Here is a 12,914-nt window from a genome sequence, read left to right as displayed (position 1 = left end):
ATAACTCACAGCACTCGCCCATTCCTACGCCGGTACTAACCGGATCAGGTTCTAGGGGTTTATGCCATTTGGCAAGTCTCAGGCTGATCCAGCCACCCCCTGGGACGCGGCCATTATACGGATATTCCATCGGATACCAATCCTGCACCGGATTTCGTTCTTGCTGTCGTATTCTTTTACTTGAATTACGCCGTCATCGTCTCAATCTTGTGGTCATAATGAGAGTTCATATTTGCGCCTAATTCATTCCACAGGAGGAATATCATGTTGCGCATTATCCTGTTTTTGGCCACCAACCTGGCGGTGATTCTGGTCGCCAGCATTACCTTGTCGATTCTCGGCGTTGGCAGCTACTTTTCACAGCAAGGGCTGGATTTTGGCAACCTGCTGATATTCTGTCTGGTGTTTGGTATGGCGGGTTCTGCCGTGTCCTTGCTGCTGTCCAAGTGGATGGCCAAGCGCGGCATGAACGTCCAGGTAATCGAATCTCCCCATAACGCCAGCGAGCAATGGCTCGTCAGCACGGTGCAAGAGCTGGCCGACAAGGCTGGAATCGGCATGCCGGAAGTGGGGGTGTTCAACTCTCATCAACCCAATGCCTTTGCCACCGGCTGGAATCGTAACGATGCTCTGGTGGCGGTTTCAACCGGCCTGCTACAACGCATGAGCAAAGACGAAGTAAAAGCCGTGCTGGGCCATGAGATTGGTCACGTTGCCAACGGGGATATGGTGACGCTGGCCCTGATTCAGGGGGTAATCAACGCCTTTGTAATGTTCTTTGCCCGTATTATTGGTAATTTTGTCGACAAGGCTATTCTGAAAAACGAAAACGGGCCGGGCATCGGCTTTTTTATCGCCACATTTGTATCCGAAATTGTGCTTGGCATCCTGGCGTCGTTTATTGTCGCCTGGTTCAGTCGTCGTCGTGAGTATCGTGCCGATATTGCCGGAGCTGACCTGGTCAGCCCGGTCGCCATGATCAATGCGCTGGCACGGTTACAGGAAAGTTATGACCAACCCAGCGAGTTGAATGGCGAGCTGGTCGCCTTTGGTATTGCTGGTGAAGGCAAACTGGCAGCGCTGGCCGCGTCTCACCCGCCACTGACAGATCGTATCAACGCCTTGCGTCAGCGTTACAGCGTCTGATCACCTGATCACAACAATGGCTGGCCACAACGCCTGATAACCGTGTCATCAAAAACGCTGGCCACAAAAAAACCGCCCCTCGCAAGAGGGGCGGTTTTTTTGTATCAAACAATCGCCAGATCAGATATCAGCAATCGTTTTTAACGGGTAGTTGGCAGGCATTGGGCCTGCTGCTACACCGGTTTCAATCGCAGCTTGTGCAACGGCAAAAGACACCGCGCCCAACAGACGGGAATCGACTGCTTTCGGAATGATGTATTCGCGACCAAAAGCCAGAGACTCCAGACCGTATGCATCCAGCACTTCCTGGCTCACTGGCTCTTTCGCCAGACCCGCCAGCGCCTTGGCTGCTGCCAGTTTCATTTCTTCGTTGATGCGCTTGGCACGTACGTCCAGAGCACCACGGAAAATGAACGGGAAGCCCAGTACGTTGTTTACCTGGTTCGGATAGTCAGAACGACCGGTTGCCATGATGGCATCAGGACGCGCTTCCCATACGATTTCCGGCATGATTTCCGGTACCGGGTTGGCGCAAGCAAAGATAACCGGATCGGCTGCCATGGCCTTGATCTGTTCACCAGTCACCATGTTCGGACCAGACAGACCAAGGAAGATGTCCGCGCCATCCAGTGCATCATCAATGGTGCGTTTGTCGGTATCGACAGCAAACATGGCTTTGTACTGGTTCAGGTCATCACGACCGGAATGGATCACGCCCTTGCGGTCACACATAAAGATGTTTTCTGGTTTCATACCGGCCAGAATCATCAGCTTGGAGCATGAGATTGCTGCAGCACCGGCACCGACGACACACATTTTGGCGTCTTCGATTTTTTTACCAACAACTTCCAATGCGTTCATGGCACCGGCAACCGTAACGATTGCTGTACCGTGCTGGTCATCGTGGAATACCGGAATATCGCACTGTTCGATCAGGGTGCGTTCGATTTCAAAACACTCAGGTGCCTTGATGTCTTCCAGGTTGATGCCACCAAAAGTAATCGCTATGCGACGCACGGTATCGATAAAGGCTTGTGGGCTTTCGCTTTCCACTTCCAGATCGATAGAGTCAACGCCCGCAAAACGTTTGAATAGCAAAGATTTGCCTTCCATGACGGGTTTGGATGCCAGTGGCCCCAGATTTCCCAGCCCCAGAATGGCGGTACCGTCAGTAATCACGGCAACCAGATTCCCTTTGCCGGTATATTTGTAGGCATTTTCAGGGTCGGCAGCAATTTCCTTGACCGGCTCAGCCACACCTGGGCTGTACGCCAGCGACAAATCGCGTGAGGTGGCGGCAGGTTTGGTCAGTTCGACACTGATTTTGCCCGGTTTGGGAAATTGATGATAATCCAGAGCTGCTTGCTTGAGATCTTCTGACATAGTGCTCATCCAGTCGTTTTTTTTGTGGTGTTAATATCCCTGGGCTCGACGCATAACGCGTTGTCCAATTAGACAACAATTGCGAAAGGGGCACCCTTAATAGCAAAAAGCCCCGGGTATTTCCACTATATCCTTGAAATGTTCCAGGCGACTGCTGTTCTTTTGCGCTGATTTGAATTGCCCTGATCTACCGCAAGATTCGACCAGAGTATTCATACAAAAGTCGTAGGTACATTAACGACTGGTAGTTGTAGAGCAACACACAGACCAGGATGACGGTTTTCAGCGACCACTTTCCCGCCATGCAATTCCACCACTCGCCTGACCAATGCCAGGCCCAGACCATAGCCTATATCCCCAGCGCCGGGACTGCGGGCATGATCAACCTGGGTAAAGGGTGCAAAGATGGATTCCAGCATATCGTCGGGCACACCAGGCCCCTGATCCATGACCGAAATATCCACACGATCTCCCACTTCAGCCACTTCTACCAACAAACAGCCACCGTCCGGTGAATACCGAATGGCGTTACGCAGCAGGTTATCAACCGCCCGTTCAATCAGCACCCAATCCCAGGAACACTGGGCCGGTGCTTTGGAACAGTCGCAAGTTACCTTGATGTGCCGGGATTCCAGCTCCAGCTCAGCATCCTGCAACCAGCCATTCACTTGCTCACAAGGACTGCGTTCTTCCAGCTGCAGCTGTCCGGCCCGTAACTGGGACAAACGAGCCAGATCCAGAATCTGGCTGATAAGATTTTCCACCTGAAACGCGGCCCGTTCGATACGGTCATGTTCTGCCGCAACGAGCTGCTGCTGATCTTTTTTACGGGCGATACCCAGCGCAATTTGCAAACGGGTTAACGGTGAGCGTAATTCGTGGGAGACATCACGTAATAATTGTTGATGGCTGGCCAATAACTGCTGGGTAGCGTCCGCCATGCTGGCCACTTCGGCCACCAATACGCCAATTTCATCCTTGCGACTGATATCAGCAGCCAGATCGGTGACATCAAAATTGCCTTCGGCCATTTGCCGCACGACCCGTTGCAAACGGCGCATTGGCAGCGTCAGATTCCAGACCAGCAAGAAACACAGCAGCGTGACCACCACTACAATCACGACCGGCACCACCCAGCGGCGTTTATCGTCCAGAAAGTTCTGCCAAACCTGGCGGGAAACACCGATATAAAGATAGCCGTCACTCTGCACTGGCCCCAGCATCAACCAGCCATCGTTCTGGCCGTACAGAGACCGTCCAAGATAGCCGGCCCGATCGGCAAACTCTTCCAGGTCGTGGGGTAATTCCTCAACCCGGTCCACCGGTACCGATACCAGGTTCCAGCCCGGCCGCAGCTGCCGCCAGAGCATCCGGCCTTCTGCCACAATCGGCAATTGTTTCTCCATCAAATTCAGTAACAGGCGCGAGTCTGCCAGATCCGCAGGTCGCATAAAGTCATCATCAACCCAGTTTCTTGTAGCAACCGCCAGCCCCATGGCGAGAAAAATCACCAGCCAGAACCAGACAAACACCTTAAAAAACAGCGATCGGTACCAGCTGACCTTAACGCCCCTAAAGTGTCTGATCATCGGTCAGGACTTAACCAGCAAATAGCCGCGGCTACGCACTGTCTTGATCCAATCACTACCATCTTCACGGTGGCCGAGTTTTTTACGCAAGTTACTGACGTGCATATCAATCGAACGATCGTAAGCCATCAGTGAACGTCCCAATGCCGACATCGACAGGGTATCTTTACTGACCAGCTCTCCGGCGTGCTCCATCATGCACTGCAAGACGCCAAACTCGGCACCGGTCAGCACCAGGTTCTCGCCATCCAGGCATACTCCCCGATCACTGGGCGTCAGAACCAAAGACCCCACCTGTATCGCCCCTTCGGCTACCGGTGCGCTGGAATCACCCGTCATATCGATACGGCGAAACAGTGCCCGAATCCGCGCTACCAGTTCATGGTGGTGATACGGTTTGGCAATATAATCATCCGCGCCATGTTCCAGCCCTAATACCCGGTCGACACTCTCGCCTCGAGCAGTCAACATGATCACTGGCACCTGGGATTCAGCCCGAATGCGGCGTAACACCTCAAAGCCATGAATTTTAGGTAACATAACGTCCAGCAAGACCAGATCGTAATCCCCTTTTAATGCTTGCTCCAGGCCGCTTTCTCCATCGTGTACCGGAGTGAGTTCAAAGCCCTCCATCGCCAGGTATTCCTGCAATAATTCGCCCAGCTCGGTGTCGTCGTCGATCAGTAATATTGATTTCATTCGGTTCCTCCCAGCCCAAGTCTAATCAGGCGATGGACTGTTCTCTAACAGGTTTACGGTTTTTTGCAACTGACCGTGATTATTGACATAAACCGGTGTATCTAAAGACCGGGGTATTCCCAGCCGTTGCAAGACATCATCCAGCGACAGTCAATGGCCCGGCAGCAACTAATGACCAGCAACTAATGGTCCAGCAGCGTTGCCATCCAGCGAGTTGACTGGCGGGTTTCCAGCGCTATCTTGACCACCATGGTCAGCGGTATCGAAAGCAGCATACCCACCGGGCCAAGAATCCAGCCCCAAAAAATCAATGACAGGAACACCACCAGTGTCGACAACCCCAACGTACGCCCCATCATGCGGGGTTCCAGCACATTACCAAACGTCATATTGGCAACCACATAGGTGATAGCCGTTGCCAGTGCCGAACCTGGACCTAACTGGATCAAAGCAATCAGCACAGCCGGAACAGCCGCAATAATAGAGCCGATATTGGGAATATAATTCAGCAGAAAAGCAATCACCGCCCACACCGGCGCATAATCCACCCCAATTATCCACAATACCACGCCGATACAGACCCCGGTGCCAAGGCTCATCAAGGTCTTGATTGCCAGATAACGCTGTACCAAATTACTGAAACGCTCAAAATGCGCAAACGCACTGGTTTGCTCACCAAAAGCACGTTTCAGCTTCTCTGGCATGCCGGAGGCCTCCAGCAAGATAAACACCACGGTAAACAAAATCAGAAAGGCATTGGTCAAGACACCACCAAGGCCATTAAACACGCTGGTCACCATGTTCATGACCACACTCGGATCGACGTATTCCCGCAACAGGTTGGCAGGTACTTCGATACCCATATTATTCAGCCAGGCTACGATTCCCTGCATCAAATTCTGCAGCTTGGTTTCGTACAGCGGAATGTCTTTATAAAACGCATTCACGGTACCACCCAGAAATACGGTCAAACCGGTACCACTGACCAGAAAACCCAGCATCATCAGCAGTACCGCCAACACATCCGGCACACCACGACGCGACAGCCAATGCATCATTGGAGCACTGAGCACGGCAATAAAAACCGACAACAGAAAAGGCACCAGAATATCCGCCGCACTGCGCACACCGGCAATCACAATAATAGCGGCCGCCAACGTCACAAAGATGTTGCTGGTTACATGAGTATTAGTCGACATGATTTCTTCCCGAAACCCCTGAAGGCGAAAGGCTCAACTTACACCAGCCAGCGTTCGGACGCATCCAGTGAACAACCGCGATGATCATGGACTTGGCAGCAAGCAAAGAGTTCTGTATTATCCGCGCTCTGTTTGCGGAAGTGGCGAAATTGGTAGACGCACTGGATTTAGGTTCCAGCGCCGCAAGGTGTGAGAGTTCGAGTCTCTCCTTCCGCACCATCTTTTTTAGATCCTGGTCTTTCTCTCCTACATGGACACCCACTTAAGTCCATCCTAGTCCTTCTGGTCCCTTCTATGTGGACACCCACCTGAATACGGCCTGGGTTCGCGGTCCGGTCCCACTTAAATCAGGACACAGAGCACTACAGAGACACCCACTTAAATCAGCACTTTTGCCTGATTCCATTGCATAACCCAAGCGCCATAATAATGCTTCGTTAACTTCAAGGACGGGGTACGATCATGCCAAAGCCACGGAAACAACAAGTCTCTGTTGAAGCAACACCCTTCTACCACTGCGTGTCCCGATGCGTTCGACGCGCCTTTTTGTGCGGCACCGATTCGGTGTCTGGCCAGTGCTATGAACATCGCCGCAGTTGGCTTGAAGCGCGGATTCTTGCCCTCCCACAAATATTTGCTATTCAAGTTGCCGCCTATGCAGTGATGTCGAATCACTACCATGTCGTACTGTTTGTGGATATCAAGCAAGCACAAGCCTGGAGCGATATGGACGTTGTGCAGCGCTGGCACCAGCTCTTCAAAGGCAACGTATTATCACAACGTTTTGTTCAAGAAGAGCAGCTGGCCGAAGCCGAGCAGCAGCGGCTAAAAATACTGGTCGACGAGTGGCGTTCACGACTGTCAGATATCAGCTGGTTTATGCGGGTGCTGAATGAAGCCATTGCCCGTGAGGCGAACAGTGAAGATGGTTGCTCGGGCCGCTTCTGGGAAGGTCGCTTTAAATCCCAGGCGCTGCTGGACGAAGCCGCACTGCTCAGCTGCATGGCATATGTCGATTTAAACCCGGTTAGGGCTGGCATTGCCGAGACACCGGAAAAGGCTGATCACACGTCGGTGAAACGTCGTATTAAGCAGGCTCAAACAACATCAACACCTGATCACATCACCCGGCAGTGCCCGCACTTGCTGCCATTCGTCGGAAACCCACGGCAAGATTCTCCAACAGGAATCCAGATGCCGTTAACCAGCTACCTGTCGTTAGTCGATGCAACCGGGCGCATACTTCGCTCCGATAAGCGAGGTGTAATCAGTGAAGGGTTATCGCCTGTTCTCCACCGCATAGGCCTGGACGAAAAACAATGGCTAGCCATGAGCCAGCAGTTCGAGCAGTGCTTTACGACCTTTGCAGGCAATGAAGCCAAGGTTCGATCAGTGTGTGAGCAACTGGGCTACAAACGACCGACAGGGATTGGTCGGGCCAGACTACTGGTGGCAAGCTAGATTCTGCATCCAAACCAACAACGACAGCATTCTTCAGGTATATACCTGAAGCCCGATACGCTTGAGCCTGCGTATTTGCCAAACGACGATATTTTCAAGGCACTGTCATCGCCTACAGGCAAACCAGCTCGCTAAAATTGAAATTCATTGTGCAATGGCTGAGATACATCAGCCCTGATGGCTTCGCTCTGTTGCTGTTGATTGTCTGCACGCTTTTAAGAATGGGTGTCCTGTTTAAAAACGCTTTTAAGAGTGGGTGTCCTATTTAAAAACTAGAGTGGGTGTCCTATTTAAAAACGATTTAAACTTCTATTTAAAAACGATCAAAAAAGCCGCCTGAATCAGGCGGCTTTTTTGTCATGCCGTCACCGTCAGTCTTGCGTAATCGGCAGCAGCGTGATTTCAACACGACGGTTCAGTTCTTTGCCGGCTTCGGTACTGTTGCTGGCAATCGGCTGACTTTCACCAAAGCCAACCGGGTCCAGTCGTACGGAGTTGATGCCTTGGGTTTGCAGGTAGTTAGCCACGGATTTGGCACGCTGTTCCGACAATGCCTGGTTAAAGGTTTCAGAGCCGTCGCTGTCGGTATGGCCAGAAACCACCACCAATGTGGAGTCGTATTCTTCCAGTACCAATACCACTGAGTTCAACACTTCATAAAAGCTGGAGGCGATCGCTGAACGACCCGAAGAGAAAGTAATATTACCTGGCATGATCAGGTTGATATTGTCGCCAACCCGCTCAACGCTGACGCCAGTGCCACGCAGTTGTTTACGTAATTTGGCTTCTTGGGCATCCATGTAGTAGCCGATGCTGCCACCAACCAAACCACCACCTGCAGCCGCCGCCAGAATCCGGCGATTACGGGTGCCGCTGTCTTCATCCTTGTTGGTAGCATAAGCAACCACAGCCCCAACGCTGGCGCCAATGCCTGCGCCTATTGCAGTTTTGGATGTTTTTTCTTCACCGGTATAAGCGTCGAATGTGGTGCACCCACTGGCCAACATCACGATTGAAGCAACTGCTGCGATCCTTTTCATACTCTCTCCTGAATTTGTAGTTTTGTCATCAAGTTTAAAAACGGCTAGCGGACGGTATATTACTGTTTTTTACATGGAAGTTTCAGTCTTAATCCCGATTGACGACAGCAGGATTTATTTGTAGCTGATGCTGGCAACTCACCGATGGCACGGTATCTCTCGCAGCCTCAGCGGCGACCATTGGATGGACGCCGTGAAACAGGAGGCCGGACCAATAACTGGTAGATCTGCACCAAGACACTGCTGATTCCTACGGTAATCCCCAAAAACACCATGATCGCTAGCGGTGAGCTCAAATACTGCAATGAATACGTCTTGCCCTCATCGCACCCCGATATCAAACCAAGCCAGCGTCCGCCAGAATCCAGGCAGATGTCTTGAGCCGAAACATAAATAAAGCCAATCAGTCCGCAGACAGAAATCAGCATGGAGAGTGCGAGGCAAATCAGCCATATTTTCATAAGGATGTTGAACCTGGTTGACGATGTGGCCGAGAGTGTACACCAACCACCCTAGGAGACTGCTTGTGTGCTGTCTCAGGTAAACAGACTAGGCAAACACGGCAATGGCCTCAGCACATTCCCGTAATGCCAATATCCGTTCAAACAGCCCATTGGCATCCTCAAAGCGAGGGGTGGGGCCAACAATACCCAGCGCACCGATCAGAGCCGAGCCACGCATGACCGGTACTGCCAACGATGTCACCCCTTGTTCGAATTCGTTGGCCACCAGGGCGTAACCGTTGATTCGGGCCTTTTTCAGATCCAGACGAAGGTCTTCCAGGTCGATTTTGGTGTCTTCGGTATACGCTGTCCGAGGCGCATCCTGCAGTAGCTGCTCTTGCATCTCATCCGTGGAAAATGCCACCAGAACCCGACCGATCCCGGTGGCGTGCAGGGGTAGCCGGTAACCCACGGTAAACCCCTGGGTAATCATGCCCGGATCGCTGGGTGAATGAGCCACATAAATAGCTTCGGTGCCGTCCAGCATGGCAAAGGAAATCCCTTCTCCTAGCTTGAGTGAATACGACCGCAGAATCGGCGTGACATGCTTGCCAATGTCCCTGCCCTGCAGGAACTCCCCCGCCAGACCCAGTATTTTGGGCGTCAGTTTGTACACCCGGTTGCTGCATTCCAGATAACCCAGATATTGCAATGTCAGCACCAGTCTGCGAGCGACCGTTCGGTTCAGGCCGGTTTTCTCAGCTATATTGGGAATGGTCATGGATCGATCCGTGCCACTAAACGCCTCCAATACTTCCAGGCCTTTTGCAAAGGTCATGGATATATCTTTTTCATTATATTTTTCAAACACTTGGACTATTCCTTTCCGATTAATGAAGGCGCTTTCAACGGCGCTGTGCGCACGTTTGGTTTGTTGGCTTTGTAAAGCGATGGATTAAAAAAAATTTGACTCAGATCAAACTGACATTCTATAAGTAGTGATCGATATTGAAACATAAGTTCGATTATCGATCAAATTATTATAAGCCGCTGTGGAGCTATCGATGAAAGCCGTGAGAAAAAACCTGTCAACGCTTGCCTTTTCCAGCCTGCTGGCACTCAGTTCGGCCTCAACTCTGGCCGCCGAAGCCAACCTGCGTTTTGCTCATTTCATGCCGAAAAACAGCTGGCAGAGTGAACGCATGTTCGAGTCTTGGAAAAAAGCTGTCGAAGAACAATCCGAAGGTCGCCTCAAGGTGACGGTCTTCCCGGCCCAGACATTGGGCAAGGCCCCTGCCGGTTATGACAACGCCAAAAATGGCATTGCCGATATCGCCTGGACCGTACAGGGCTATACCGCCGGACGCTTCCCACTCAGTCAGATCATGGAACTGCCTGGCCTGTTCAAGACCGGTGCCGTTGGTTCCTGCGCCTTCCAGAAGCTGTATGACAGCGGCGTGCTCGACAAGGAATACGAAGAAACCAAGGTGCTTTACGTCCATACCCATAGCCCCGGTCACTTGCACACCAAGGATCAGGTCGTCACCTCTCTGGACGATCTGAAAGGCCTGAAAATCCGTCGTCCTACCGACCTGATTGGCGAACTGATCGGCGAACTGGGTGCCGAGCCAATTGGTATGCCCGCACCGTCTATTTACCAGAGCATGCAACGGGGCGTTATTGATGGCTACATGCTGCCATGGTCAGCGGTTAACAGCTTCCGTGCTTATGAAGTCTCTGATCAGCATCTCGACTTCGGCTTCTACTCGCTGGCCTTTGTGACCACCATGAACAAACGCGCTTACGACAAGCTGCCTGCCGATCTGAAAAAAGTCATCGACGACAACTCTGGTATGGACTGGGCCGTCAACGCCGGTCAGGGCTATGACGACGCCGATCTCGTCGGTATTGCCAAAATCAAGGAAGAAGGCGGCACCATCAATACCTTGTCTGCAGAAGAACGTGCGCAGTGGCAAACCATTGTTGACGGTGTAACGCAATCCTACATTACCCGCCTCGACGAGCAGGGTCTGCCCGGTACAACAACGTATAACAGCGTCAAAGGTTATGTCAGCGCCTGCGAAGCCGAACTGAACTGAGTGATCTGAGCAGGGAGAATCAAGGTGGAAACAATCATTCGATTTTTCGACAAAGTGGCCTTCGTGGCCCTGGTATGCATGTTGTTTGTGGTCGTTTCCAGCGTTCTGGGACGTCTGGTGTTCGACATCAGTGGCGGAGAACTGCAACTGGTCATGCCTGGCTCGGTCGAGCTGGCCAGTTATTCCCTGCTCATCATGGTGTTTGCCTCGCTGCCTCGGGCAGCCACTCATGGGCTGGTGAGTGTCGAGTTGTTACTCGATAAATTACCCGACCTTCTCAAGCGGGTGCTGGAGCGTATCTGGCATCTGTTGCTGGCCGCGTTTGCAGCCGTTATTGGCTGGCTGTTTTTCGGCACCATGGTTGAAATGATCGACCGTGGTGATCGTTCCCAGGACCTCGGCATTCCACTGTATCTGTTTTATGGCGCACTGACGGTGTGCTGCGTTGCCATTGTGCTGACGGGCCTGTGGCTGGCGCGGCATCCGCAACGCCCTGTTTCCCAAGACGACTAACCAAAAGGTAATACGATGGATCCTCTTGTAATTGGTCTGGGTGGCATGGTGGTCATTCTGATGTTGTTGGCACTGGGGTGCCCGGTTGGTCTGGCCATGATTCTGGTGGGTGCTTCAGGCTTTGCCCTGATCGTTGGCCCGGAGCCAGCACTCAACGTGCTGGAAACCGCGGCCTTCGAAACCGCATCCAACTACTCTTTCACCCTGATTCCTTTATTTCTGTTAATGGGCAGTCTGGCCGCTCGGGCCGGATTCTCCAAAGACCTGTTTGAGTCTGCCCGTTATTTCACCAAGGGCTGGAATGGCAGTCTGGCACTGGCTGCGGTCAGTGGCAGCGCGGCATTTTCGGCCATTTCCGGTTCTTCTTTGGCAACAGCGTCGACCATGACCCGGGTGGCTTACCCGGAAATGATGAAACAGGGTTATCACCCTCGTCTGGCCGCTGGATCGCTGGCCGCCGGGGGCACCCTGGGCATCATGATTCCGCCGTCGGTCGCGCTGTTGCTGTACGCGCTGATTACCGAACAATCGGTCGGCGATATGTTTCTGGCCGGATTCCTGCCGGGCTTGCTGGCTTATGCGCTCTATCTGGCTACCGTCACCGTGATGGTGCGAAAGTGGAAACCCTCCGGTGAACAAGCACCCGACGAGAACAGTTCACTGCGCAAAGCCTTGCTGCAATTTGCTCCTGTAGGGCTGTTGTTTGGCCTGGTGATGGGCGGTTTGTACGGCGGTTTGTTTTCCCCCACCGAAGCCGGTGGCGTAGGCGCTGGACTGGCGCTGGTCTTTGCGCTGGTACGTGGCCTGGGCTGGGATGATTTCCGCGAGGCCGTTACCGAAGCCGTGGCCGTCACATCAACCATCTTTGTGATTCTGATTGGTGCCGAAGTCTTTGGCTTCTTGTTATCGGTCAGCCAGGTCTCGTTCGCCATGGTCGATATGATTGATGTCTATCAGCTCTCCCCCTGGATGGTGATGGCGCTGATTGTGGTGTTCTACATCGTGATGGGCTGCTTTCTCGAAAGTCTGGCCATGATTCTGCTTACCGTGCCGATTTTTTATCCGGTGATTGTTGCCAGCGGCTTTGATCCGATCTGGTTCGGTATTATTGCCGTGGTCACGGTCGAAACCGGGCTGATTTCGCCCCCCGTCGGCATGAACCTGTTTGTGGTACAGGGTGCCACCAAAAACCTCAAGATCAACGATGTCATGGTTGGAGTTATTCCCTTCGTCCTGGCCGACTTTTTACGGCTGGCCATCCTGATCGCTTTTCCTGCTATTTCACTGTTTTTACCAGAGCTTCTGGGCAACTGAACTGACACTCCGTTTTCAAGGGGATAAT

Annotated in this window: 12 protein-coding genes, 1 tRNA gene and 1 riboswitch; of the genes, 6 read left to right on the top strand and 7 right to left on the bottom strand. The window is 52.5% G+C overall.

The genetic code is table 11. From position 1 onward, the window contains the following. Positions 1–4: 4 nt before the first annotated feature. Positions 5–110: riboswitch (TPP riboswitch) on the bottom strand. A gap of 154 nt (positions 111–264) precedes the next feature. Beyond that, positions 265–1,146: a protease HtpX gene (gene htpX, locus Q8W24_RS04465; RefSeq protein ID WP_303431096.1), complete on the top strand. Its 882-nt coding sequence runs from the start codon at positions 265–267 to the stop codon at positions 1,144–1,146. A gap of 120 nt (positions 1,147–1,266) precedes the next feature. On the opposite strand, the gene Q8W24_RS04460 is transcribed toward htpX, so the two are convergent. The 4 genes from Q8W24_RS04460 to Q8W24_RS04445 all read right to left on the bottom strand — a co-directional run bounded on the left by Q8W24_RS04460 (position 1,267) and on the right by Q8W24_RS04445 (position 6,016). Further along, positions 1,267–2,529: a malic enzyme-like NAD(P)-binding protein gene (locus tag Q8W24_RS04460; RefSeq protein ID WP_303431097.1), complete on the bottom strand. Its 1,263-nt coding sequence runs from the start codon at positions 2,527–2,529 to the stop codon at positions 1,267–1,269. 212 nt (positions 2,530–2,741) lie between these two features. Then, positions 2,742–4,118, bottom strand: a complete 1,377-nt coding sequence (locus tag Q8W24_RS04455; protein WP_303431098.1) for an ATP-binding protein — start codon at positions 4,116–4,118, stop codon at positions 2,742–2,744. 3 nt (positions 4,119–4,121) lie between these two features. Then, complete coding sequence (locus Q8W24_RS04450) at positions 4,122–4,817, bottom strand: response regulator (RefSeq protein ID WP_303431099.1); 696 nt, start codon at positions 4,815–4,817, stop codon at positions 4,122–4,124. 182 nt (positions 4,818–4,999) lie between these two features. Beyond that, on the bottom strand, positions 5,000–6,016 hold the full coding sequence (locus Q8W24_RS04445) for an AI-2E family transporter (protein WP_305413478.1): 1,017 nt from the start codon (positions 6,014–6,016) through the stop codon (positions 5,000–5,002). A gap of 134 nt (positions 6,017–6,150) precedes the next feature. Between Q8W24_RS04445 and Q8W24_RS04440 the strand changes: the two genes are divergently transcribed. Together Q8W24_RS04440 and Q8W24_RS04435 are read left to right on the top strand one after the other, a co-directional pair. Next, positions 6,151–6,235, top strand: a tRNA-Leu gene (locus Q8W24_RS04440). Positions 6,236–6,478: 243 nt separating this feature from the next. Then, positions 6,479–7,477, top strand: coding sequence for a transposase (locus Q8W24_RS04435; protein WP_305413479.1), 999 nt, complete (start codon positions 6,479–6,481; stop codon positions 7,475–7,477). 371 nt (positions 7,478–7,848) lie between these two features. On the opposite strand, the gene Q8W24_RS04430 is transcribed toward Q8W24_RS04435, so the two are convergent. The 3 genes from Q8W24_RS04430 to Q8W24_RS04420 all read right to left on the bottom strand — a co-directional run bounded on the left by Q8W24_RS04430 (position 7,849) and on the right by Q8W24_RS04420 (position 9,798). Continuing rightward, positions 7,849–8,517, bottom strand: coding sequence for an OmpA family protein (locus Q8W24_RS04430; protein WP_303431103.1), 669 nt, complete (start codon positions 8,515–8,517; stop codon positions 7,849–7,851). 167 nt (positions 8,518–8,684) lie between these two features. Further along, positions 8,685–8,978, bottom strand: coding sequence for a hypothetical protein (locus tag Q8W24_RS04425; protein ID WP_303431104.1), 294 nt, complete (start codon positions 8,976–8,978; stop codon positions 8,685–8,687). 88 nt (positions 8,979–9,066) lie between these two features. Further along, entirely contained in the window at positions 9,067–9,798 is a 732-nt protein-coding gene (locus Q8W24_RS04420) for an IclR family transcriptional regulator (RefSeq protein WP_303431105.1), read from the bottom strand. A gap of 226 nt (positions 9,799–10,024) precedes the next feature. Between Q8W24_RS04420 and Q8W24_RS04415 the strand changes: the two genes are divergently transcribed. The 3 genes from Q8W24_RS04415 to Q8W24_RS04405 are packed head-to-tail and all read left to right on the top strand — an operon-like array spanning position 10,025 to position 12,886. Continuing rightward, on the top strand, positions 10,025–11,059 hold the full coding sequence (locus Q8W24_RS04415; RefSeq protein ID WP_303431106.1) for a TRAP transporter substrate-binding protein: 1,035 nt from the start codon (positions 10,025–10,027) through the stop codon (positions 11,057–11,059). Between the two features lie 24 nt (positions 11,060–11,083). Beyond that, a complete protein-coding gene (locus tag Q8W24_RS04410) occupies positions 11,084–11,572 on the top strand; it encodes a TRAP transporter small permease (protein WP_303431107.1) in 489 nt (162 codons plus the stop codon). Positions 11,573–11,587: 15 nt separating this feature from the next. Continuing rightward, entirely contained in the window at positions 11,588–12,886 is a 1,299-nt protein-coding gene (locus Q8W24_RS04405; RefSeq protein ID WP_305413483.1) for a TRAP transporter large permease, read from the top strand. The last annotated feature ends 28 nt before the right edge of the window (positions 12,887–12,914 follow it).

Origin of the sequence: Oceanobacter sp. 4_MG-2023 (genome assembly GCF_030689165.1) — a bacterium.
Taxonomy (GTDB): Bacteria; Pseudomonadota; Gammaproteobacteria; order Pseudomonadales; family Oceanobacteraceae; genus Oceanobacter.
Note: the sequence above shows the minus strand (reverse complement) of the source record. Positions and strands in the feature narration are given on the sequence as shown.

What these genes read in the sequence shown, in the direction of transcription:
- htpX (WP_303431096.1), top strand. Translation starts at nt 265, where the DNA reads ATGTTGCGCATTATCCTGTTTTTGGCCACCAACCTGGCGGTGATTCTG.
- Q8W24_RS04460 (WP_303431097.1), bottom strand. Translation starts at nt 2,529, where the DNA reads ATGTCAGAAGATCTCAAGCAAGCAGCTCTGGATTATCATCAATTTCCC.
- Q8W24_RS04455 (WP_303431098.1), bottom strand. Translation starts at nt 4,118, where the DNA reads ATGATCAGACACTTTAGGGGCGTTAAGGTCAGCTGGTACCGATCGCTG.
- Q8W24_RS04450 (WP_303431099.1), bottom strand. Translation starts at nt 4,817, where the DNA reads ATGAAATCAATATTACTGATCGACGACGACACCGAGCTGGGCGAATTA.
- Q8W24_RS04445 (WP_305413478.1), bottom strand. Translation starts at nt 6,016, where the DNA reads ATGTCGACTAATACTCATGTAACCAGCAACATCTTTGTGACGTTGGCG.
- Q8W24_RS04435 (WP_305413479.1), top strand. Translation starts at nt 6,479, where the DNA reads ATGCCAAAGCCACGGAAACAACAAGTCTCTGTTGAAGCAACACCCTTC.
- Q8W24_RS04430 (WP_303431103.1), bottom strand. Translation starts at nt 8,517, where the DNA reads ATGAAAAGGATCGCAGCAGTTGCTTCAATCGTGATGTTGGCCAGTGGG.
- Q8W24_RS04425 (WP_303431104.1), bottom strand. Translation starts at nt 8,978, where the DNA reads ATGAAAATATGGCTGATTTGCCTCGCACTCTCCATGCTGATTTCTGTC.
- Q8W24_RS04420 (WP_303431105.1), bottom strand. Translation starts at nt 9,798, where the DNA reads ATGACCTTTGCAAAAGGCCTGGAAGTATTGGAGGCGTTTAGTGGCACG.
- Q8W24_RS04415 (WP_303431106.1), top strand. Translation starts at nt 10,025, where the DNA reads ATGAAAGCCGTGAGAAAAAACCTGTCAACGCTTGCCTTTTCCAGCCTG.
- Q8W24_RS04405 (WP_305413483.1), top strand. Translation starts at nt 11,588, where the DNA reads ATGGATCCTCTTGTAATTGGTCTGGGTGGCATGGTGGTCATTCTGATG.